Annotated in this window: 23 protein-coding genes; 15 read left to right on the forward strand and 8 right to left on the reverse strand. The window is 63.3% G+C overall.

Annotated features, from left to right (window positions below):
* Positions 1–36: 36 nt before the first annotated feature.
* Together J5M58_RS04900 and J5M58_RS04905 are read left to right on the forward strand one after the other, a co-directional pair.
* Entirely contained in the window at positions 37–708 is a 672-nt protein-coding gene (locus J5M58_RS04900; RefSeq protein ID WP_112250524.1) for a response regulator, read from the forward strand.
* Positions 701–2,080: a sensor histidine kinase gene (locus J5M58_RS04905; RefSeq protein WP_112250526.1), complete on the forward strand. Its 1,380-nt coding sequence runs from the start codon at positions 701–703 to the stop codon at positions 2,078–2,080. The genes J5M58_RS04900 and J5M58_RS04905 overlap by 8 nt, the downstream gene beginning before the upstream one ends.
* 126 nt (positions 2,081–2,206) lie before the next feature.
* Here the strand turns inward: J5M58_RS04905 and J5M58_RS04910 are convergent, their stop codons facing one another.
* Positions 2,207–3,013: an HDOD domain-containing protein gene (locus J5M58_RS04910; protein ID WP_112250528.1), complete on the reverse strand. Its 807-nt coding sequence runs from the start codon at positions 3,011–3,013 to the stop codon at positions 2,207–2,209.
* A 55-nt stretch (positions 3,014–3,068) separates the two neighbouring features.
* Positions 3,069–4,010, reverse strand: coding sequence for a folate-binding protein YgfZ (locus tag J5M58_RS04915; protein WP_112250530.1), 942 nt, complete (start codon positions 4,008–4,010; stop codon positions 3,069–3,071).
* 133 nt (positions 4,011–4,143) lie between these two features.
* Between J5M58_RS04915 and J5M58_RS04920 the strand changes: the two genes are divergently transcribed.
* The gene (locus J5M58_RS04920) at positions 4,144–4,398 is read left to right on the forward strand and encodes a succinate dehydrogenase assembly factor 2 (protein WP_003252043.1); all 255 of its coding nucleotides are present in this window, start codon (positions 4,144–4,146) and stop codon (positions 4,396–4,398) included.
* The gene (locus J5M58_RS04925) at positions 4,382–4,846 is read left to right on the forward strand and encodes a protein YgfX (protein ID WP_112250532.1); all 465 of its coding nucleotides are present in this window, start codon (positions 4,382–4,384) and stop codon (positions 4,844–4,846) included. Before J5M58_RS04920 ends, J5M58_RS04925 begins: the two co-directional genes overlap by 17 nt.
* Positions 4,847–4,928: 82 nt before the next feature.
* Here the strand turns inward: J5M58_RS04925 and nadB are convergent, their stop codons facing one another.
* Entirely contained in the window at positions 4,929–6,533 is a 1,605-nt protein-coding gene (gene nadB, locus J5M58_RS04930) for an L-aspartate oxidase (RefSeq protein ID WP_112250534.1), read from the reverse strand.
* 434 nt (positions 6,534–6,967) lie between these two features.
* Here nadB and rpoE point away from each other — a divergent pair, with 434 nt between their 5' ends.
* The 10 genes from rpoE (at position 6,968) to pdxJ (ending at position 16,936) form a co-directional block, all read left to right on the forward strand.
* The gene (rpoE, locus tag J5M58_RS04935; protein WP_003252049.1) at positions 6,968–7,549 is read left to right on the forward strand and encodes an RNA polymerase sigma factor RpoE; all 582 of its coding nucleotides are present in this window, start codon (positions 6,968–6,970) and stop codon (positions 7,547–7,549) included.
* A 31-nt stretch (positions 7,550–7,580) separates the two neighbouring features.
* A complete protein-coding gene (locus J5M58_RS04940) occupies positions 7,581–8,171 on the forward strand; it encodes a sigma-E factor negative regulatory protein (protein WP_112250536.1) in 591 nt (196 codons plus the stop codon).
* Positions 8,172–8,183: 12 nt separating this feature from the next.
* A complete protein-coding gene (locus J5M58_RS04945; protein WP_112250538.1) occupies positions 8,184–9,146 on the forward strand; it encodes a MucB/RseB C-terminal domain-containing protein in 963 nt (320 codons plus the stop codon).
* 177 nt (positions 9,147–9,323) lie between these two features.
* Positions 9,324–10,757, forward strand: a complete 1,434-nt coding sequence (locus J5M58_RS04950; protein WP_015271598.1) for a DegQ family serine endoprotease — start codon at positions 9,324–9,326, stop codon at positions 10,755–10,757.
* A 181-nt stretch (positions 10,758–10,938) separates the two neighbouring features.
* The gene (gene lepA, locus J5M58_RS04955; RefSeq protein ID WP_112250540.1) at positions 10,939–12,738 is read left to right on the forward strand and encodes a translation elongation factor 4; all 1,800 of its coding nucleotides are present in this window, start codon (positions 10,939–10,941) and stop codon (positions 12,736–12,738) included.
* Positions 12,739–12,743: 5 nt separating this feature from the next.
* Complete coding sequence (gene lepB / locus J5M58_RS04960; RefSeq protein WP_003258486.1) at positions 12,744–13,598, forward strand: signal peptidase I; 855 nt, start codon at positions 12,744–12,746, stop codon at positions 13,596–13,598.
* Between the two features lie 161 nt (positions 13,599–13,759).
* Positions 13,760–14,449: a ribonuclease III gene (gene rnc / locus J5M58_RS04965; protein WP_112250542.1), complete on the forward strand. Its 690-nt coding sequence runs from the start codon at positions 13,760–13,762 to the stop codon at positions 14,447–14,449.
* Positions 14,442–15,344: a GTPase Era gene (gene era, locus J5M58_RS04970; RefSeq protein ID WP_015271595.1), complete on the forward strand. Its 903-nt coding sequence runs from the start codon at positions 14,442–14,444 to the stop codon at positions 15,342–15,344. The genes rnc and era overlap by 8 nt, the downstream gene beginning before the upstream one ends.
* A gap of 124 nt (positions 15,345–15,468) precedes the next feature.
* The gene (gene recO, locus J5M58_RS04975) at positions 15,469–16,152 is read left to right on the forward strand and encodes a DNA repair protein RecO (protein ID WP_207877345.1); all 684 of its coding nucleotides are present in this window, start codon (positions 15,469–15,471) and stop codon (positions 16,150–16,152) included.
* A gap of 43 nt (positions 16,153–16,195) precedes the next feature.
* Positions 16,196–16,936: a pyridoxine 5'-phosphate synthase gene (gene pdxJ / locus J5M58_RS04980; protein WP_112250547.1), complete on the forward strand. Its 741-nt coding sequence runs from the start codon at positions 16,196–16,198 to the stop codon at positions 16,934–16,936.
* Positions 16,937–17,062: 126 nt separating this feature from the next.
* On the opposite strand, the gene J5M58_RS04985 is transcribed toward pdxJ, so the two are convergent.
* Positions 17,063–18,445, reverse strand: coding sequence for a heavy metal sensor histidine kinase (locus tag J5M58_RS04985; protein WP_112250551.1), 1,383 nt, complete (start codon positions 18,443–18,445; stop codon positions 17,063–17,065).
* On the reverse strand, positions 18,442–19,116 hold the full coding sequence (locus J5M58_RS04990; protein WP_207877347.1) for a heavy metal response regulator transcription factor: 675 nt from the start codon (positions 19,114–19,116) through the stop codon (positions 18,442–18,444). Before J5M58_RS04990 ends, J5M58_RS04985 begins: the two co-directional genes overlap by 4 nt.
* 350 nt (positions 19,117–19,466) lie before the next feature.
* Here J5M58_RS04990 and J5M58_RS04995 point away from each other — a divergent pair, with 350 nt between their 5' ends.
* Complete coding sequence (locus tag J5M58_RS04995; protein ID WP_112250555.1) at positions 19,467–19,670, forward strand: hypothetical protein; 204 nt, start codon at positions 19,467–19,469, stop codon at positions 19,668–19,670.
* 70 nt (positions 19,671–19,740) lie between these two features.
* Here J5M58_RS04995 and cmoB read toward each other — a convergent pair whose 3' ends face one another.
* From cmoB to J5M58_RS05010, 3 genes are all read right to left on the reverse strand, one after another.
* Positions 19,741–20,697, reverse strand: a complete 957-nt coding sequence (gene cmoB / locus J5M58_RS05000; RefSeq protein WP_207877349.1) for a tRNA 5-methoxyuridine(34)/uridine 5-oxyacetic acid(34) synthase CmoB — start codon at positions 20,695–20,697, stop codon at positions 19,741–19,743.
* Positions 20,694–21,437: a carboxy-S-adenosyl-L-methionine synthase CmoA gene (gene cmoA / locus J5M58_RS05005; RefSeq protein WP_112250559.1), complete on the reverse strand. Its 744-nt coding sequence runs from the start codon at positions 21,435–21,437 to the stop codon at positions 20,694–20,696. The genes cmoB and cmoA overlap by 4 nt, the downstream gene beginning before the upstream one ends.
* A gap of 106 nt (positions 21,438–21,543) precedes the next feature.
* Entirely contained in the window at positions 21,544–21,936 is a 393-nt protein-coding gene (locus J5M58_RS05010; RefSeq protein WP_207877351.1) for a protease inhibitor I42 family protein, read from the reverse strand.
* Positions 21,937–21,987: the final 51 nt, after the last annotated feature.

Raw genomic sequence — 21,987 nt, forward strand, 5'->3', positions numbered from 1 at the left:
TCCGCGCCACCGTCCCACCCGAGCAGGGAGAATCCGATGCGTGTGCTGCTGGTCGAAGACCACCTGCAACTGGCCGAAAGCGTGGCCCAGGCCTTGAAAAGCCATGGCCTTACCGTGGATGTGCTGCATGACGGCGTGGCCGCCGACCTGGCTCTGGCCAGCGAGGAATACGCCGTGGCGGTGCTGGATGTCGGCTTGCCGCGCATGGACGGCTTCGAGGTGCTGGCGCGCCTGCGCGGCCGTGGCAAGACCCTGCCGGTGCTGATGTTGACCGCGCGCAGCGACGTCAAGGACCGGGTCCACGGCCTGAACCTGGGGGCCGACGACTACCTGGCCAAGCCGTTCGAGCTTACCGAACTGGAAGCACGGGTCAAGGCCCTGCTGCGGCGTAGCGTGCTTGGTGGCGAGCGCCAGCAACGCTGCGGGCCGCTGGTGTACGACCTGGACACTCGGCGTTTCACCCTGGGTGGCGACAACCTGACCCTGACCTCGCGCGAACAAAGCGTACTGGAAGCGCTGATCGCCCGTCCGGGCCGGGTGATGAGCAAAGAACAACTGGCCGCCCAGGTGTTCGGCCTGGCCGAAGAAGCCAGCCCTGACGCCATCGAAATCTACATCCACCGCCTGCGCAAGAAGCTCGACGGCCACCCGGTGGCCATTGTCACCTTCCGTGGCCTGGGCTACCTGCTCGAGCACCGCGATGCGTGACAATGGCAGCCTGCGTGGGCGCTTGCTCGGCAACCTGGCCTTGTTGCTGGTGGTGTTGATGCTGGCCAGCGGCCTGAGCGCCTACTGGAACGGTCGCGAGGCCGCCGATACCGCCTACGACCGGACCTTGCTGGCCTCGGCGCGGACCATTGCCGCAGGCCTGTCCCAGCGCGATGGTTCGCTGAGTGCGGATGTGCCCTATGTGGCCCTGGACACCTTCGCCTACGACAGTGCCGGGCGCATCTACTACCAGGTACTGGATATCCAGCAGCGGCTGATTTCCGGTTATGAAAACCTTCCGCCGCCGCCGCCAGGCACGCCGCGTACCGACGATTACCCGGCGCTGGCCCGCTTCTACAACGGCACCTACCAGGGCCAGGATGTACGTGTGGTCAGCCTGTTGAAGGCGGTCAGCGAACCGAACATGAACGGCATGGCGGAAATCCGTGTGGCCGAGACCGAGGAAGCGCGGGTGCGCATGGCCCGTGACCTGATGACCGACACGCTGCTGCGCCTGGGCATGCTGGCGCTGGGCGCGCTGGTGATGGTGTGGTTTGCCGTGAGTGCCGCATTGCGGCCGCTGGAGCGCCTGCGCACGGCGGTAGAAGAGCGCCAGCCGGACGACCTGCGGGCGTTGCCGGTGGTACAGGTGCAGCGTGAGCTGAGCCCACTGGTGCGGGCCTTGAACCATTTCACCGAGCGTTTGCGTGGCCAGTTCGAGCGCCAGGCGCAGTTCATCGCCGATGCCGCCCACGAGTTGCGCACGCCACTGGCCGCGCTGAAGGCGCGTGTCGAGCTGGGCTTGCGTTCAGCCGAGCCGCAGGAGTGGCGGCAGACGCTTGAGTCTGCGGCCCAGGGCACTGATCGGCTGACCCACCTGGCCAACCAGCTGCTATCGCTGGCGCGGGTCGAGAACGGTGCGCGGGCGATTGCCGAAGGCGGGGCGCAACGCCTGGACTTGAGCCAGTTGGCTCGTGAGTTGGGCATGGCCATGGCACCGCTGGCGCACAAGCGCGGGGTGGCACTGGCTCTGGAGGCCGAGGCGCCGGTGTGGCTGAAGGGGGAGCCGACGCTGCTCAACGAGCTGTTGAGCAACCTGGTGGACAATGCACTGGCCCATACGCCAGCGGGTGGCAACGTGATCTTGCGGGTGATGGCGCCGGCGGTGCTGGAGGTAGAGGATGACGGGCCGGGGATTCCCGAGGCCGAGCGTGAACGGGTGTTCGAGCGCTTCTACCGGCGCAGTGCGCAGGGAAGCGGGCTTGGCTTGGCGATTGTCGGCGAGATCTGCCGGGCGCACCTGGCGCAGGTGAGTCTGCATGACGGTGCGAATGGCGGGTTGCGGGTGCGGGTGAGCTTTATCGCGGATTGATGTGTTGCCTGTACCGGCCCTTTCGCGGGTGAACCCGCTCCCACAGGTACAGCGCAGCCTTCAGCAGCGAGGCGGTCCTGTGGGAGCGGGTTTACCCGCGAAAAGGCCGGCACAGGCTGACACCGGTCAGCGCAACATGCTCCGTGCCTCGATCAGTTCACCCACTTCCAGCTCGGTGCCGTACGGCAGGCCCAGATGGCGGTATGCCGGTAGTGCGGCCAGCGGCCGGTGGCGCCCGCGCTGGCTGATGCAGCGGGCGATCTGCACGATGTCGATGTAGTCGATCTTGTCGGTCTGCCGGTCCAGGTCCTGCACCTGGCTCGGCAGGCTGACCAGTTGCTCCGGAAACTCCCAGGCCTTGAGGATCTTGTCGCCCAGCACCGGCTGGATCTGCTCGATCACATAATGCAGGCACACAGGGTCCGACAGCAGTTCGTTGTGCTCTTCGGCATAGATCAGCACTGGCAGCGCGCCAATCTGGTTGACCAGCCCGCCGAGGGTAGCCTGGTCGGGCTTGAGCTGGGTGAAGCGGCGGCATATTTCGTAGCTGATGCCAGCCACATCAAGGCTGTTGGCCCATATATCACGTAACTTCTGCTCCACCGCCGGCGCCCGGGCGTGGAAAATCTGCTCGATCACCAGGCCAATGGCCAGGTTGCAGCTGTAGTTGATGCCCAGCCGCGTGATGGCGGTGTGCAGGTCGGTGACCTCGACCGCCGCGCGCAGCAGCGGGCTGTTGACGACCTTGATCAGGCGCGCTGAAAGGGCCGCGTCGCGACCGATCACCTTGCTCAGGGCCGCTACGCTGATCTCGCTGTCTTCAGCTGCCTCGCGGATGCTCAAGGCAACCTCGGGCAGGGTGGGCAGGACCAGGTCATCCTTTTCGATGGCATCGAGCAATTGTGCTTGAACCATCTCGGCCAGCTTGTTCATGGGCGTGTCTACCGCAGTGGTGGTGCGGCCCCGCCACGTAGGCGGGGCAGGCTGGTCAGCGCTGGATTTCCCGGTCGCGGTCCAGTTCGTAGGGCAGGGTCAGCACCTGCAGGCGCGGGCCTTCCAGGCTGCCCAGATGCAGGTTGTCGTCTTCCACCGCTTCGGCGCTGAGCACCGCCAGCAGTTCGCAGCCTGTGCCGTTGCTGGCAGCAATGACCACTTCACCGACCGACGAACCATGGGTGGGCGAGAAGATCTCGGCGCCCGGGGCCGGAATGGCCTGCTGGTCCAGGGCCAGGCGGTATTGGCGGCGCTTGAGCTTGCCCAGGTATTGCATGCGGGCAACGATTTCCTGGCCGGTGTAGCAGCCTTTCTTGAAGCTGACGCCGTCGACGGCCTGCAGGTTGATCATCTGCGGGATGAACAGCTCGCGGGTCGGCCCCATGACCTGGCCGATACCGGCGCGAATCTGCCCCAGTAGCCAGTCGTTGAGGCTGCCTTCGGGCAGCGTGGCGGCCAGCACCTGGCGAACGCTGTCGGCGTTCTGCGCAGGTACCCACAGTTCCACGCGGCCAGCGGACACGGCAATGGCGATCAAGCCGTCGTGGCGCACGGTGCTGCCGGCTGCCGCAGGCACATCGAGCCCCAGGGCCTGCAGCGCTGCATCGCCGCCTTGCAGGCCGAAGCGTACCCAGGCAGCGCTTTCATCGGTCAGTGTGGCCTTGGAGAACACGGCGTACTTCTTGAGGTCGGCCAGCTGGGCGTCGAGCAGCTCGCTGGCCATGGCCAGCAGATAGCCGTTGCCTTCGGGCAGGATGCGGAAACTCGATTGCATGCGGCCCTTGACCATGCAGCGGGCGCCAAGGCTGGCGTATTCCGGGCTGAGGTAGTTGATGTTGCAGGTCAGCTGGCCTTGCAGGAACTTGCCTGCATCGGAGCCGCGGACGGCGAGGATGCCCTCGTGGGACAGGGGGCAGAAGAAAGCGGAATCGGCCATGGGTCATCGCGGTGGCTAAAGACTGGCGGCCATCATAGAACGCCGGTAACAAAATAGGTAGTTGACTAGACCAACGCCCGGTGCCGCTTCGCTCGCCTGGCTGTATACTGGCGGGCCATTCGAGGAGGGCCCCATGGTCGAACAAACTGAACTCAACCGGCTTTTCTGGCACAGCCGCCGCGGCATGCTGGAACTGGACGTACTGCTGGTGCCTTTCACCCAGGAAGTCTACCCCACTCTCAACGAGACCGACCGTGAACTCTACGTGCGCCTGTTGAGCTGCGAGGATCAGGACATGTTCGGCTGGTTCATGGAACGCACCGAGTCCGAAGACCCGGAGCTGCAGCGCATGGTCCGCATCATCCTGGACCGTGTCCAGCCCAAGTGAGTGCTTCGAGTGCCGCTGGCAAGGCTCGCGCCTGCTGCTGGCGGCCTACCTGGGTTGCCAGGTACTGGCTTGGCTCGCCGTATGGGCGAGCCCGCTGCCCAGGTGGCCGGCCCTTGCTGTTGTCATCGCCTGTATTGCCCACGCTGGCTGGGCCATTCCCCGACGTATTCTGCTGACGCATGAGCATGCCGTTGTCGGCCTGCGCCGTGATGTGCGCGGCTGGCAGGTGTTCAGCCGTGCCCGTGGCTGGCAGCCGGTGCGCTTGTGCCGGGACAGCGTGGCGTTGCCGGGGCTGGTGGTGTTGCGCTTTGTACGGGCGGAGCGATGGATGGGGCAGAGCCAGTGCGTACCGGGGGATGCAATGGGCGCTGATGAGCATCGGCGTTTGCGGGTGCGGCTGAAATTCAGTCGGCGCAGGTGGGGCGAGGTGGGGGCGAGTCAGGGCTGACAGGTGTTCGTCGTGGCAGCTACAGCGCCTGCGAGATCGAGCGCCGCGCGGGCGGCGCTCGATCTCGCAGGCGCTACAACTTTCAGAGCGGACTAAGAATAGTGTCCTTGGCCTCATCCAGCATTCCCGGGTAATCCAGGGTGTAATGCAGCCCGCGGCTTTCCTTGCGCTGCATGGCGGACAGGATCATCAATTCGGCCACCTGCGCCAGGTTGCGCAATTCGATCAGGTCGCGGCTGACCTTGTAGTTGCTGTAGAACTCGTCGATTTCGTCCAGTAGCAGGCGAATACGGTGCTGCGCCCGTTGCAGGCGCTTGCTGGTGCGCACGATGCCGACGTAGTCCCACATGAAACGCCGCAGTTCGTCCCAGTTGTGCGCAATGATCACGTCCTCGTCCGAGTCGGTGACCTGGCTGGCGTCCCAGCCGGGCAGGGCCTTGGGCATGGTTACTTCATCCAGGTGCGCCTGGATGTCGGCCGCAGCGGCACGGCCATAGACGAAGCATTCCAGCAGCGAGTTGCTGGCCATGCGGTTGGCGCCATGCAGGCCGGTGAAGCTGGTTTCGCCGATAGCATAAAGGCCCGGCACATCGGTGTGGCCGCGATCGTCGACCATCACCCCGCCGCAGGTATAGTGCGCTGCCGGTACCACCGGGATCGGCTGGCGGGTGATGTCGATGCCGAAGCCCAGGCAGCGCTCGTACACGGTGGGGAAGTGGCTCTTTATGAAGTCGGCCGGCTTGTGGGTGATGTCCAGGTACACGCAGTCCACGCCCAGGCGCTTCATTTCGTGGTCGATGGCGCGGGCCACGATGTCGCGCGGGGCCAGTTCTTCGCGGGGGTCGAAGCGTGGCATGAAACGCTCGCCATTGGGCAGGCGCAGCAGGGCGCCTTCGCCGCGCAGGGCTTCGGTGACCAGGAAACTCTTGGCCTGTGGGTGATACAGGCAAGTCGGGTGGAACTGGTTGAACTCCAGGTTCGCCACCCGGCAACCGGCCCGCCAGGCCATGGCGATGCCGTCGCCGCAGGCACCATCGGGGTTGCTGGTATACAGGTAGACCTTGGCCGCACCGCCAGTGGCGAGCACGGTGAAACGCGCGCCGAAGGTGTCCACTTCGCCGGTGTTGCGGTCGAGCACATAGGCACCCAGGCAGCGTTCGCCAGGCAGGCCGAGGCGACGCTCGGTGATCAGGTCGACCGCCACGCGCTGCTCCAGCAACTGGATGTTCGGACGCAGGCGGGCCTGCCCCAGCAGCGTGGTGAAGATAGCGGCGCCGGTGGCATCGGCAGCGTGGATGATGCGCCGGTGGCTATGACCGCCTTCGCGGGTCAGGTGGAACTCGAAGCCGCCGTCGTCGACGCTGTAGTGCTCGTCACGGGTAAAGGGCACACCTTGCTCGATCAGCCACTCGATGGCTTCGCGGCTGTGTTCGACGGTAAAGCGTACTGCCTCTTCATGGCAAAGGCCGCCGCCGGCATTGAGGGTGTCCTCGACATGCGACTGGACGGTATCGGTATTGTCCAGCACTGCCGCGACACCGCCCTGGGCCCAGAAGGTCGAGCCGTTGGCCAGGTCGCCCTTGCTGAGTACGGCGACTCGCAGGTGGCTGGGGAGGTTCAGTGCCAGGCTGAGACCGGCGGCACCGCTGCCGATCACCAGGACATCATGTTGGAATTGTTGGCTCATGTCGGGACACTAGTATTCTTTGGAGGGGGCGCGGCACAATAGTCACGCGCCGATGGCATTGTGAAACTATCGTTAAAGCTGGCCGGGTTGCCTTTATAGCAGCCCCCGGTGGCCAATTTCCATGCCACTTGCCTGGTCGCGACAACCTTTGTGGGAACTTTCCGGCATGGCCGCAAATCCTATGAAGGCTGCCCACGCGCCACAACTTGCCGCGGCGACGCAGGGCGGCAGGCCTGTCCGGGCTGTCCCTGCGTACTCGAAACCTGATTATCGACGTAGCCGGCCGTGACCGTGCCGCGTCTTTCGTGCAAGCCGACCAAGGGCTGCAGGAAACTTGCTTGGAGGGGAGAACTTTTGCGCAAAGCCCGAGTCTATGGTTGCAAGCCTGAACGATGGCTGATGCAACGCTCCTTCGAGTTCACTGAGGAGTGTTCATGCTAACCCAGGAAGAGGATCAGCAGCTTGTCGAGCGCGTTCAGCGCGGCGACAGGCGAGCGTTCGATCTGTTGGTGCTGAAGTATCAGCACAAGATTCTCGGGTTGATCGTGCGGTTCGTTCACGATACCCACGAGGCCCAGGATGTAGCACAGGAAGCCTTCATCAAGGCCTACCGTGCGCTTGGCAACTTCCGCGGCGACAGTGCGTTCTATACGTGGCTGTACCGCATCGCCATCAACACGGCGAAGAATTACCTGGTGTCCCGTGGAAGACGGCCACCAGATAGTGATGTGAGCTCCGAGGATGCGGAGTTTTACGACGGCGATCATGGTCTCAAGGATCTCGAGTCCCCAGAACGCTCGTTGTTGCGGGATGAAATCGAAGGCACTGTCCATCGCACCATCCAGCAACTGCCCGAAGACCTGCGTACGGCGCTGACCCTGCGCGAGTTCGACGGGCTGAGTTACGAAGACATTGCGAGTGTCATGCAATGTCCGGTGGGTACCGTGCGCTCTCGAATCTTCCGCGCTCGGGAGGCAATAGACAAAGCCCTGCAACCTTTGCTGCAGGAAACCTGAGACAGCGGCGACAGCCAAGAGAGGAACCGCCATGAGTCGTGAAGCTTTGCAGGAATCGCTGTCCGCGGTGATGGATAACGAAGCGGACGAGCTTGAACTGCGTCGTGTGTTGAACGCCGTAGACGATGCTGAAACCCGAGCCACCTGGTCGCGTTACCAGGTTGCCCGCGCAGCCATGCACAAGGAGCTGCTGCTGCCTGACCTGGATATCGCCTCGGCGGTGTCTGCAGCGCTGGCTGACGAAGCCGTGCCGGCCAAGGCCAAGAAAGGGCCATGGCGCAGCATTGGCCGCCTGGCGGTGGCTGCCTCGGTCACCGTAGCGGTGCTGGCCGGTGTGCGCATGTACAACCAGGACGAGATCACTGGCGCCGAGCTTGCTGCCCAGCAACCTGCCCAGCAAGGCCTGAGTGTGCCACAAGCACAAGGCCCCGCCGTTTTGGCAGGCTATAGTGAGAGCAGTGAGCAACCGACCGGGCCGATGGCCAACGGCGTGCTGCAGAACCAGGCCGGCTGGGATCAGCGTCTGCCAGGCTACCTGCGCCAGCATGCCCAGGAATCTGCGCTCAAGGGCACTGAAACCGCATTGCCGTATGCCCGCGCCGCCAGCCTGGAAAACCGTTAAGTAAGGAGGATCATGCGCGCGCTACCTCTCCTGTCGCTGCTGATTGGCAGCTGCATGACGGTGCCAGCGTTGGCCGCCAACTCCTCGCCCGAGGCGAGCGAGTGGCTGAGCAAGCTGGCACAGGCCGAGCAAAAGCAGAGCTACCAAGGCTCTTTTGTCTACGAACGCAACGGCAGTTTCTCTTCCCACGAGATCTGGCACAGGGTCGACGACGGCAAGGTCAGTGAGCGGCTGTTGCAGCTCGATGGTACTGCCCAGGAGATCGTGCGCCTGGATGGCAAGGTAGAGTGCGTCAGCGGGGCCTTGGCCAGTGGTGTGACGGCGCCCCCGGACACCGCGCAGCGTGTGCTTGATCCACTGAAACTGATGGGCTGGTATGACTTGAGCGTGGCGGGCAAGTCACGGGTCGCCGGGCGCGATGCCGTGATCGTGACGCTCACCCCGCGCGACCAGCACCGCTATGCCTTCGAATTGCACCTGGACCGTGCTACCGGTCTGCCGCTGCGCTCGTTGATGGTCAACGACAAGGGGCAATTGCTGGAGCGCTTCCAGATGACCCGTCTCGATACTGCAGCGCCCAGCGATGACCAGCTGCGCGCCAGCACTGCGTGCAAGCCGGTGCAGCATGTGGCCGCTAGCGCCCATGACACGGTCGCCGGCTGGCGCTCGGACTGGCTGCCGCCTGGTTTCGAACTGGTCAACAGTTCGGTACGCCGCGATCCGAAGCAGGACAGCACGGTCAGCAGCCTGATGTATGACGATGGCCTGGCACGTTTCTCGGTGTTCCTCGAGCCGGTAAAGGATGAGGGCGGGACCGACATGCGCACTCAGCTAGGCCCGACTTCGGCGGTTTCCCGTCGCCTCAACACCCCCAAGGGTAAGGTCATGGTTACCGTGGTCGGCGAAATTCCGCTGGGTACCGCAGAGCGTGTGGCGCTGTCCATGCGCCCACAGGATGGCCAGGCGCGCCAGTGATGGCGCGCTTTTGCGGGCCTGACGCAAGGCACGCGGGCATGCCGCTGAAATGAAATTAAAGCATTGTCATTTGCAATCCATCGGCAAATTTTCTATAGGTCAGGCTTCTAGGAGCCTGGCCTTTCCTGCTTTGTGCAGGGGCCTTTCTAAACTACCGCTCGTTGTGACGGGAGCCGTATGTCAATACCACGCTTGAAATCCTACCTATCGATGTTCGCCGCCGTGCTGATGCTCGGCCAGGTGCTCAGCGCCCAGGCCGAGGAAGCCCTGCCGGACTTCACTACCCTGGTCGAGCAGGCCTCGCCGGCCGTGGTCAACATCAGTACCAAGCAGAAACTGCCGGACCGCCGCATGGCCGCCGGGCAGATGCCCGACCTGGAAGGCCTGCCGCCGATGTTCCGCGAATTCTTCGAGCGCAATATGCCGCAGCAGCCACGCTCGCCGCGTGGCGACCGCCAGCGCGAAGCCCAGTCGCTGGGTTCGGGCTTCATCATTTCCAGCGATGGCTACGTGCTGACCAACAACCACGTGGTAGCCGATGCCGACGAGATCATCGTCCGCCTGTCGGACCGCAGCGAGCTGCAAGCCAAGCTGGTCGGCACCGACCCGCGCACCGATGTGGCCCTGCTCAAGGTCGAGGGCAAGAACCTGCCGACCGTCAAGCTGGGTGACTCCGAGAAGCTCAAGGTGGGCGAGTGGGTACTGGCCATCGGTTCGCCGTTCGGCTTCGACCATTCGGTGACCAAAGGTATCGTCAGTGCCAAGGGCCGTACCCTGCCCAACGACACCTACGTACCGTTCATCCAGACCGATGTGGCCATCAACCCGGGCAACTCCGGCGGCCCGCTGTTCAACATGAATGGCGAAGTAGTGGGTATCAACTCGCAGATCTTCACCCGTTCCGGCGGTTTCATGGGCCTTTCGTTCGCGATTCCGATCGATGTGGCGATTGATGTCTCCAATCAGCTGAAGAAAGACGGCAAGGTCAGCCGCGGCTGGCTGGGCGTGGTGATCCAGGAAGTCAACAAGGACCTGGCTGAATCGTTCGGCCTGGACAAGCCGGCCGGTGCCCTGGTGGCACAGGTGCTGGAAAACGGCCCGGCAGCCAAGGGCGGCCTGCAGGTGGGTGACGTGATCCTGAGCATGAACGGTCAGCCGATCATCATGTCGGCCGACCTGCCGCATCTGGTCGGCAGCCTCAAGGATGGCGAAAAGGCCAAGCTGGAGATCATCCGCAACGGCAAGCGCCAGAACCTCGACATCAGCGTTGGCGCACTGCCCGACGAAGACGCCGACATCGGTACCGGTGCCGAAGGCAGCGCAGAGCGCAGCAGCAACCGCCTGGGCGTCTCGGTGGCCGACCTGACCGCCGAGCAGAAGAAAGCCCTGGAACTCAAGGGCGGCGTGGTCATCAAGGAAGTCCAGGATGGCCCGGCCGCGATGATCGGCCTGCGCCCAGGTGATGTCATCAGCCACCTGAACAACCAGGCCATCGGTTCGGCGAAGGAATTCACCGAAATCGCCAAGGAACTGCCAAAGAACCGTTCGGTGTCGATGCGCGTGCTGCGTCAGGGCCGTGCCAGCTTCATTACCTTCAAGCTGGCTGAGTAAGCGGGTTCGCAAGGAGAAAAGGGCAGCTTCGGCTGCCCTTTTTCATGAAAATTCACAATTGCCGGGGCGAATGCTGTGCACAGCCCGATAGAGGAATCTCCCATATCCCGGCAGCTTAAGGTACAATTCCCGGCTATTTTTCGGCGGGCGTCCGGCTCGCAGCCTTTTCGAGTGTTGACCCGTGAGTGATTTGAGTCATATCCGCAATTTCTCCATCATCGCCCACATCGACCATGGCAAGTCGACGCTGGCCGACCGTTTCATCCAGATGTGCGGTGGCCTGTCGGCACGCGAAATGGAAGCCCAGGTGCTCGATTCCATGGACCTGGAGCGTGAGCGCGGTATCACCATCAAGGCCCACAGCGTCACGCTTCACTACAAGGCGCAGGACGGCAAGACCTACCAGCTGAACTTCATCGACACCCCCGGCCATGTCGACTTCACCTACGAAGTCTCACGCTCCCTGGCAGCCTGTGAAGGCGCGTTGCTGGTCGTGGACGCCGGCCAGGGTGTCGAGGCCCAGTCCGTGGCCAACTGCTATACCGCCATCGAGCAGGGCCTGGAAGTCATGCCGGTTCTGAACAAGATGGACCTGCCCCAGGCCGACCCGGATCGCGTCAAGGACGAGATCGAGAAGATCATCGGCATCGACGCCACCGACGCCGTGGCCTGCAGCGCCAAGAGCGGCATGGGCGTGGACGAGGTGCTCGAGCGCCTGGTGCATACCATTCCGGCGCCTGAAGGCGAGATCGACGCCCCTCTGCAGGCGCTGATCATCGATTCCTGGTTCGACAACTACCTGGGCGTGGTCTCGCTGGTGCGCGTGCGCCAGGGCCGCGTCAAGAAAGGCGACAAGATCCTGGTCAAGTCCACCGGCAAGGTGCACCTGGTCGACAGCGTGGGCGTGTTCACCCCGAAGCACACCCAGACCGCCGACCTGAAGGCCGGCGAAGTGGGCTTCATTATCGCCAGCATCAAGGACATCCACGGTGCCCCGGTCGGTGACACCCTGACCCTGTCCACGACCCCTGAGGTCGAGGTGCTGCCAGGCTTCAAGAAGATCCAGCCGCAGGTCTATGCCGGCCTGTTCCCGGTAAGCTCCGACGACTTCGAGGACTTCCGCGATGCGCTGCAGAAGCTGACCCTGAACGACTCGTCGCTGCAGTACATGCCGGAAAGCTCCGACGCCCTGGGCTTCGGCTTCCGTTGCGGTTTCCTCGGCATGCTGCACATGGAAATCATCCAGGAGCGCCTGGAGCGCGAATACGACCTGGACCTGATTACCACCGCGCCAAGCGTGATCTACGAGCTGGAACTGAAAACCGGTGAAACCATCACCGTCGACAACCCGTCGAAGCTGCCAGACGTTTCAGCTGTCGCCGATTTCCGCGAGCCGATCGTCACCGCCACCATTCTGGTGCCGCAAGAGCACCTGGGCAACGTCATCACCCTGTGCATCGAGAAGCGTGGCGTGCAGCGCGACATGCAGTTCCTCGGCAGCCAGGTGCAGGTGCGCTACGACCTGCCGATGAACGAAGTGGTGCTGGACTTCTTCGACCGGCTCAAGTCCACCAGCCGCGGCTATGCTTCGCTGGACTATCATTTCGATCGCTACCAGTCGGCCAACCTGGTCAAGCTGGATGTACTGATCAACGGCGACAAGGTCGATGCCCTGGCATTGATCGTGCACCGTGACAACGCGGCCTACAAGGGCCGTGCGTTGACCGAAAAGATGAAGGAACTGATCCCTCGGCAGATGTTCGATGTGGCGATCCAGGCAGCTATCGGCGGCCAGATCATCGCGCGGACAACCGTCAAGGCGCTCAGAAAGAACGTACTGGCCAAGTGCTACGGTGGTGACGTCAGCCGTAAGAAGAAGCTGCTGGAGAAGCAGAAGGCCGGTAAGAAACGCATGAAACAGGTGGGTAACGTGGAGATTCCACAGGAAGCCTTCCTCGCCGTGCTCAGGTTGGATAGCTAGGTCCTATGTCGCTAAATTTCCCGCTGTTGCTAGTCATCGCCGTCTTCGTCTGCGGCCTGCTGGGCTTGATCGACCTGCTGTTCCTGGCCCCGCGCCGGCGTGCGGCAATCGCCAACTACCAGGGCAGCGTCAGCCAGCCCGAGATGGCGGTGGTCGAGCGCCTGGGCAAGGAGCCATTGCTGGTTGAATACGGCAAGTCGTTCTTCCCGGTGCTGTTCATCGTGCTGGTGCTGCGTTCGTTCCTGGTCGAGCCGTTCCAGATTCCGTCGGGGTCGATGAAACCGACCCTGGAAGTGGGCGACTTCATCCTGGTGAACAAGTTCTCGTATGGCATTCGCCTGCCGGTGATCGACAAGAAGGTCATCGAAGTGGGTGACCCGCAACGCGGTGATGTGATGGTGTTCCGCTACCCGAGCGACCCGAACGTCAACTACATCAAACGAGTGGTTGGCTTGCCGGGCGACCAGGTGCGCTACACCAGCGACAAGCGGTTGTTCGTCAACGGCCAGCCAATTGCCGAACAACTGGTGGGCACCGAACCGGGCACCCTGGGCAGCGCCGAGCTGTACAAGGAAAAGCTCGGCGAGGCCGAACACCTGATCCGCAAGGAAATGAGCCGTTACCGCATGCCGCCGGACCAGCAATGGACCGTGCCGGCAGGCCATTACTTCATGATGGGCGACAACCGCGACAACTCCAACGACAGCCGTTACTGGGATGACCCGAACATCCCGAAGGAGCTGCACGGCATGGTTCCGGACCGGAACATCGTCGGCAAGGCCTTCGCGGTGTGGATGAGCTGGCCAGAGCCCAAACTCAGCCACCTGCCCAACCTGTCGCGGGTCGGTCTGATCCATTGATACCCATCGGCGCTGGCCAGCAGGCAGCGCCGAATGCATTTCTGACATAGGCTGTGTTCTCAGGGATCGGGAGATTCGCCGCACATCGCGGCGGGCCACAGCCAAACAGTCTTTCAGGATGTTGATTTGAACAACGCGTTGAACAACGAACGGGTGGCCGCATGACTGCTTCCCTTGCCCGTCTGGAGCGAAAGCTCGGCTATACCTTCAAGAACCAGGACCAGATGCTTCTGGCCCTGACCCATCGCAGCTACGCCGGGCGCAACAACGAGCGCCTGGAGTTTCTCGGTGACGCCATTCTCAACTTCGTCGCCGGCGAGGCGCTGTTCGAGCGCTTTCCGCAGGCCCGCGAAGGCCAGCTGTCGCGCCTGCGTGCGCGCCTGGTCAAGGGTGAGACCCTGGCTCGTCTGGCCCGTGGTTTCGACCTGGGTGACTATCTGCGCCTGGGCTCGGGGGAACTCAAGAGCGGTGGCTTCCGCCGCGAGTCGATCCTGGCCGATGCCCTGGAGGCGCTGATTGGCGCCATCTACCTGGACGCCGACATGGAAACTGCCCGTGAGCGCGTGCTGGCCTGGCTGGCCGACGAGTTCGAGGGGCTGACCCTGGTCGATACCAACAAGGACCCGAAAACCCGCCTGCAGGAGTTTCTGCAGTCGCGCAGCTGTGAGCTGCCACGTTACGAAGTGGTGGATATCCAGGGCGAACCTCATTGCCGTACCTTCTTCGTCGAATGCGAGGTAGTGCTGCTGAACAACAAGAGCCGTGGTCAGGGCGTCAGCCGGCGTATTGCCGAGCAAGTCGCCGCCGCGTCTGCATTGATCGCCCTGGGCGTGGAGAATGGCAATGACTGATAGCAACCCGACCCGCTGCGGCTACGTGGCCATCGTCGGCCGCCCCAACGTGGGCAAGTCGACCCTGCTCAACCACATCCTCGGCCAGAAACTGGCGATTACCTCGCGCAAGCCACAAACCACCCGTCACAACATGCTCGGCATCAAGACCGAGGGTGACGTGCAGGCGATCTACGTCGATACCCCAGGTATGCACAAGGCCAACGACAAGGCCTTGAACCGCTACATGAACCGCAATGCCTCGGCGGCCCTGAAAGACGTCGACGTGGTGATCTTCGTAGTCGACCGCACCAAATGGACCGACGAGGACCAACTGGTGCTGGAGCGCGTGCAGTACGTGACGGGCCCACTGATCATCGCGGTCAACAAGACCGATCGCATGGAAGAGAAGGCCGAGCTGATCCCGCACTTGCAGTGGCTGCAGGAGCAATTGCCGAACGCCGAGGTCATGCCGATTTCCGCGCAGCAGGGGCACAACCTCCAGGCGCTGGAAGCACAGATCGCCAAGCACCTGCCCGAGAACGAGCACTTCTTCCCCGAAGACCAGATCACTGACCGCAGCAGCCGCTTCCTGGCCGCCGAACTGGTGCGCGAGAAGATCATGCGCCAGCTGGGTGCGGAATTGCCGTACCAGATCACCGTGGAGATCGAAGAATTCAAGCAGCAGGGCCATGTGCTGCACATTCACGCGCTGATCCTGGTCGAGCGCGACGGCCAGAAGAAAATCATCATTGGCGACAAGGGCGAGCGTATCAAGCGCATTGGCTCCGAGGCGCGCAAGGACATGGAGGTGCTGTTCGACTCCAAGGTCATGCTCAACCTGTGGGTCAAGGTGAAAGGCGGCTGGTCCGACGACGAGCGTGCCCTGCGTTCGCTGGGCTACGGCGACCTGTAAATTCGCCTGACGGCTCAGGTTACTCTGTGGGAGCGGGTTTACCCGCGAATGCGTCAGTGGGTTCACCATCGCATTCGCGGGTAAACCCGCTCCCACAGTTGTCTGGGGCTTTTAGAGAGCGTTTATGGAACAACCTGTTGGCCAGCCAGCTTACGTGCTGCACAGCCGTGCCTACAAGGAAACCAGCGCGCTGGTGGACTTTTTCACCCCGCAGGGCCGCATGCGCGCCGTGCTGCGCCGTGCGCGTGGCAAGGGTGGCAGCCTGGTGCGGCCGTTCGTGCCGCTGGAGCTGGAGCTGCGCGGGCGTGGCGAGCTGAAGAATGTCGGCCGCATGGACAGCGCCGGCATCGCCGCCTGGCTGCACGGCGATGCCCTGTTCAGCGGGTTGTACCTCAACGAACTGCTCATGCGCCTGCTGCCCGCCGAAGCGCCTTTCCCGGCGCTGTTCGAGCACTACACCCTGACCTTGCAGGCCTTGGCCGCCGGTCGCCCGCTAGAGCCGCTGCTGCGCTCATTCGAATGGCGGATGCTGGACGAGCTCGGTTACGCGTTTTCGTTGCATCACGACGTCAATGACCAGCCGATCGCGGTCGACGGCCTGTACCGCTTGCGTGTGGACGCCGGCCTGGAGCGGGTGGAGTTGGCGCAACCCGGCCTGTTCCGCGGCACCGAACTGGTGGCCCTGGCTGAAGCCGACTGGAATGCGCCAGGCGCCTTGCTCGCCGCCAAGCGCCTGATGCGCCAGGCCCTGGCGGTTCACCTGGGGGGAAAACCGCTGGTCAGCCGGGAACTGTTTCGCAAGCGCTGATCAGGACGTATGCTGTGGGGCTCAATCTTCAGGAGAGCCTTTCGTGACTCACAGCAACCGCATGCTTCTCGGCGTAAACATCGACCACGTGGCGACCCTGCGTCAGGCCCGGGGCACGCGTTACCCTGATCCGGTCAAGGCTGCCCTGGATGCCGAGGAAGCTGGCGCCGATGGCATCACCGTGCATCTGCGTGAAGACCGCCGGCACATCCAGGAGCGTGACGTGGTGCTGCTCAAGGACGTGCTGCAGACCCGCATGAACTTCGAGATGGGCGTCACCGAAGAGATGATGGCCTTTGCCGAGAAGATTCGCCCGGCGCACATCTGCCTGGTACCCGAAACCCGTCAGGAACTGACCACCGAAGGCGGCCTGGATGTGGCGGGCCAGGAGGCACGGATCAAGGCTGCGGTTGAGCGCCTGTCGCGTACCGGTGCCGAAGTGTCGCTGTTCATCGATGCCGACGAGCGGCAGATCGAGGCATCGCGTCGTGTTGGAGCGCCAGCCATCGAACTGCACACCGGGCGTTACGCCGACGCCGAAACCCCGACTGATGTGGCTGAGGAGCTCAAGCGTATCGTCGATGGTGTGGCGTTCGGGGTGGGGCAGGGGCTGATCGTCAATGCCGGGCATGGCCTGCATTACCACAACGTCGAGGCGGTTGCCGCGATCAAGGGCATCAATGAACTGAACATCGGCCATGCGCTGGTGGCGCATGCGCTGTTTGTCGGCTTCAAGGCGGCCGTGGCCGAGATGAAGGCGCTGATCGTGGCGGCTTCGCGCTGATCGTTGGTCGCCTGTACCGGTCCCTTCGCGGGTAAACCCGCTCCCAGAGGGGGCGCACAAGCCCCAGCCCTGTAGGGTACCTGTGGGAGCGGGTTCACCCGCGAAGAGGCCGGCACAGGCGAAAGATCAATCGGCAGGAAACACCAGGGTAAACCGGGTAGGCCCCAATGGGCTGCTGCTGACCTCGACCCGCCCGCCATGCAGCTGCATGATCGACTTGACGATCGCCAGCCCCAACCCGGTCCCGCCTTCCAGCCGCGAGCGCCCCGAGCCAACCCGGTAAAACCGCTCGAACAAGCGCGACTGGTGCTCTGCAGCAATACCAGGCCCCTGGTTTTCCACCGAAAGCCGAATTTCACTACTCAGGCGCTCGATGCGCAACTCTACGGGCTTGCCATCGGGGCAGTGCCGAATCGCATTGCTCAGCAGATTCGACAATGCCCGTTGAAACATCAGCCGATCCCCCAGTGCCGTCCCCCAGCCCTGAACACGCAGCTCAACGTCTTTCAGTTCGGCACTGAACGCGAAAAGTTCGACAACCCGAGCAGTTTCGTCGGCCAATGCCATGGGTTTCAGCACCACCTGGGCTTGAGGCTGGCTGACCTGGGCAAGAAACAGCATGTCGTTGATGATGCGGTTGAGCCGGGTCAGCTCTTCGATACTGTCTTCCAGCACTTCGCGGTAATTGGCGTTGTCCCGTTCACGGGCCAGGGTCACCTGGGCCTTGCCCATCAGGTTGCTCAAGGGGGTACGCAGCTCGTGGGCGAGGTCGTCGGAAAACTGCGACAGCTGGCTGACCCCCTGATCGAGCCGATCGAGCATCACATTGATGCTGCTGGCCAGCTCTGCCAGTTCCAGCGGCAGGCCGCTTGCTGGCAGGCGATGTTGCAAATCTTGCGCCGACACCTGCCCGGCAATGCGGCGGAAGTGGCGCAAGGGCTTCAGGCCGCGCCGCGTCAGCCACCTGGCGCCAGCGCCGATCAACAGCAACAGCAGCGGCAACGCCAGCAAGGTGGAATGCAGGTAAGCCTGTAGCAGGGCGTTGTCGTCGGCGCGGTTGAGCGACATCATCACCCTGACTGGGGTGTCGTCGCGCAGGCGCATCAGCCGGGTCGCGGTAAGGATCTGGTTACCTTTGCTGTCGCGCCAGGCATGAAAGGCCAGGTGGGCATCGGTGCGCAGCTCGCCTACCTGCGATTCAAGCGCTGGTCCCAGGCTGAGCAGGTGCGGGTGGCGGCCTTCCAGGGCCAGCACGCTGAGGCTGAGGTTGTCGTGCCCCATCACCAGGTCGAGCAAGGGATGGGCGCGGCTGCCCAGGTCTTCGCTACGCAGGTCGACGCGCAGGTTGTGCTCGACCTGCAGCATCTTGCGCGCCAGGTCCTTGCGTGCGCGGTTGTCCAGTTCGTGATCAAGGGCGAACACGGCCAGGCAAGCCAGCAGCAGCACCAGTGCGGCGCCCATCAGCGTCACGCTCAGGCCCAGGCGCAGTGACAGGCTGGCGTTGTTCAAAAGCGTGCCTCGAGCACGTAGCCGACGCCACGCAGGGTATGGATCAGCTTGTCGTCGAACGGGTCGTCGATCTTTGCCCGCAGGCGCCGGATCGAAACCTCGACCACATTGGTGTCGCAGTCGAAGTTCATGTCCCACACCAGCGAGATGATCTGGGTGCGCGACAGCACCTCGCCGGTCTGGCGCATCAGCAGGTGCAGCAAGGCGAATTCCTTGGCGGTCAGGTCGATACGCTGCCCGGCACGGTAAGCGCGGTGGCGGGCGGGGTCCAGCTCCAGATCGGCGACGCGCAGGGTGCTGGGCTGCAGTTGCTGATCGTTGCGGCGCAGCAGGCTGCGGATGCGGGCCAGCAGTTCAGGAAACTCGAAGGGTTTGAGCAGGTAGTCGTCGGCTCCCAGGTCCAGGCCCTTGACCCGGTCGGCCAGGCGGCCGTGGGCGGTGAGCATCATGATACGTGTGGTCGATTCGGCACGTAGCCGCTGCAGCACGGTCCAGCCATCGAGTTCGGGCAGATTGACGTCGAGAATGACCAGGCCGTAGGGCTGCTGGCGGGCGAGGTGCAGGCCATCGGTGCCGGTGTGGGCGCAGTCGACCACGTAGCCGTTCTCGCGCAGGCCCTGCTGCAGGTAGTCGGCAGTGCGCAGTTCGTCCTCTATGAGCAGTAGACGCATGGGAGGCTCGGTGTGATGAAAGGGGGGCGATTCTCGACCCTGTAGTGACATCAGGGTCAAGGGGCAGGATGTTACGGCATGAGTAAGGGCGTGCGGCGCAGATAACGGATTTGTAATGCTGGTGTTATCTGGCTGTCTGTTGCGGTCCTTTCGCGGGTAAACCCGCTCCCACAGGGTCTTCACAGACGCTGAAAATCCCCGCAGTTCCTGTGGGAGCGGGTTTACCCGCGAAGCGGCCAGCACTGACAACACAGGGCCACATTGCAAGACTGTAATCCGCGCCTCACCTTGCTGTTAGCTAGCCCTCGCTAGGATGGCCGTGTCTGATCGGTTATCACGAGGCAACCACGATGAACCTGACCAAATACCTGCTGTTGGCCACCCTTGCCCTGGGCAGCGCCAGTGTTTATGCCGAGGGCGGTGCGGAACGTTCGAAACAATTCTGGCAAGCGTTCCGCGAAGACCAGCAGCGCCTGCACGGCGACAAGCAACAGGCCGTTGCCGAACGTGAGCGCAAGGCGCAGGAGAGGGCCCGCGAGTTGGCCAAGGATTGAAGTTACAGCACCTGCGCCGCGTCAGTTCCTCGGCGCAGATGTATTCAGACGCCCATCCGGGCGTCTTTTTTTATTTGCGTGCCAGCAGGGTGGCGCGACGTGGAGCCGGCAGGCCTTCGATGGTCTTGCTGTGGTCGTTCGGGTCAAGGAAGTCGACCAGTGACTGGTAGCGCATCCACTCGGTGCTGCGCTGTTCTTCGACGCTGGTCACGCTTACGTCGACGCACCGCACATCGCTGAAACCGGCCCGGCGCAACCAGCGCTCCAGGGCTGGTACCGACGGCAGATACCAGACGTTGCGCATCTGTGCATAGCGGTCCTCAGGTACCAGTACCTGGTTTTCGTCACCTTCGATCACCAGGGTTTCCAGCACCAGTTCGCCACCTTTGACCAGGCAGTCCTTGAGCGCCAGCAGGTGCTCGATAGGCGAGCGGCGGTGATAGAACACCCCCATGGAAAACACCGTATCGAAACCTTCGAGGTTGGCCGGCAGGTCTTCGAGGGCGAACGGCAGGTGCCATGCGGGCAACTCTGGCAGGTATTGCTGGACGGCCTGGAACTGGCAGAAGAACAGCCAGTTCGGGTCGACGCCAACAACCATGTCGGCACCGGCACCGAGCATGCGCCACTGGTAGTAGCCGTTGCCGCAGCCCACGTCGAGCACACGCTTGCCCTTGAGGTCCAGGTGCGGGCCAACCCGGGACCATTTCCAGTCCGAACGCCACTCGGTGTCCACATGCACCCCGAACAGGTCGAACGGCCCTTTGCGCCAAGGCGACAGGCCCATCAATGCCTGACGCATCTGCGCGCGGGTCGCGTCGTCGCAATCGCAGTCCAGGCGCAGCCCGTTGGCCAGGTCGATTTCGCTCGGCTGCAGGGCGGGAAGGGCTTCCAGCGCACCACGCCAGCGGTCGAGGTCGCCGTGGCCCTTCTCCAGCTTGGCTTCCAGTTGCGCTTGCAGGCCTTGCGACCAGGAAGCCAGGGGCGTGCCCGCCAGGCGGCGGACGAGGGGGGACAGATCGATCATGGCAGGGCAATCAAAGAGGCGAAATTAAGGCATTGGAACCAGGGCACCACCTTCGAGAAACCGGCTGCGCGCAGGCGCGCCTGGTGGGCTTCGAGGGTATCGGGCCTCATCACGTTCTCGATGGCGCTGCGCTTCTGGGCAATCTCCAGTTCGCTGTAGCCATTGGCACGCTTGAAGTCCAGGTGCAGTTCATTGAGCAAGTCCTGCTGTTCATCATCGGCGAAGCGCAGTTTTTCCGAGAGGATCAGCGCACCACCGGGCAACAGCGCCTGGCGGATACGGCCGAGCAGTTCCAGGCGCTGGTCGGGGGCGATGAACTGCAGGGTGAAATTCATCGCCACCACCGAGGCGGGCTCGAAGGGCAGGGCCAGGATGTCGGCTTCCAGCACTTGCACCGGCAGCAGTTCCTGGAACATCGAGTCCTGGGCGGTGAGGTACTGACGGCAACGTTCGACCATGGCCGCTGAGTTGTCCACGGCAACAACCCGGCAGCCGTCACTGCGCACATGGCGGCGCAGCGACTGGGTAACGGCGCCCAGCGACGCACCCAGGTCGTACAGCGTGGTGTGCGGCTGGGCGAAGCGCGCGGCCAGCACGCCGAGGTTCTCGACGATGGTCGGGTAGCCCGGCACCGAGCGCTTGATCATGTCCGGGAACACACGCACCACATCCTCGTTGAAGACGAAGTCGGGCACCTGCTCCAGGGGCTGGGCGAAAAGGCGGTCGGGTTGTTTGCTCACGGAGGGCTCGATACAGGGTGAAACGGAGGCGCATTTTAGCCAAAGGCCGCGATTCTTGCCATGGCAGCGCTTCAGCCTCAGGGTGTTCATGGAGCAGCCGCTGCGGTCAGCGGACGACGATCCTGCAATCGAAAGTCTGTACCGGGGCAACATCTGCAGCCCACGGCTGCTGGTAGATCAGCACCAACTGGCCATCGCCGGTGCCGCTGGCCTGGTAGCGCCAGGTCGAGACACCGGCGCTGCCGACCACATCGTCTTCTTCCGGGGCGCTGTACATCTCCGGGCCGAGGCTTTGCAGCACGTTCGCGGCTGGGTTTTCGACCCGCCAGCGGTAACCGGTGGACGGGTTGCTTGGCAGCGTCAGGGTCAGCGTCTGGCCAACCTGCAGGCGCGTCGGGCATTCGCTTTCGGCATCGAGTGCAACCGGCCGGGTGGGCTGATTGGCGCAGGCAGAAAGCAGGGCGAAGCTCAGGGGAACGAGCAGACGAGGGGCGGTCATGTTGGCTCCGGAGGCTGACGATGGCCTGAGGATAACCGATGATCGAGTAGA

Origin of the sequence: Pseudomonas sp. 32_A (assembly GCF_017490905.1) — a bacterium.
Taxonomy (GTDB): domain Bacteria; phylum Pseudomonadota; class Gammaproteobacteria; order Pseudomonadales; family Pseudomonadaceae; genus Aquipseudomonas; species Aquipseudomonas inefficax.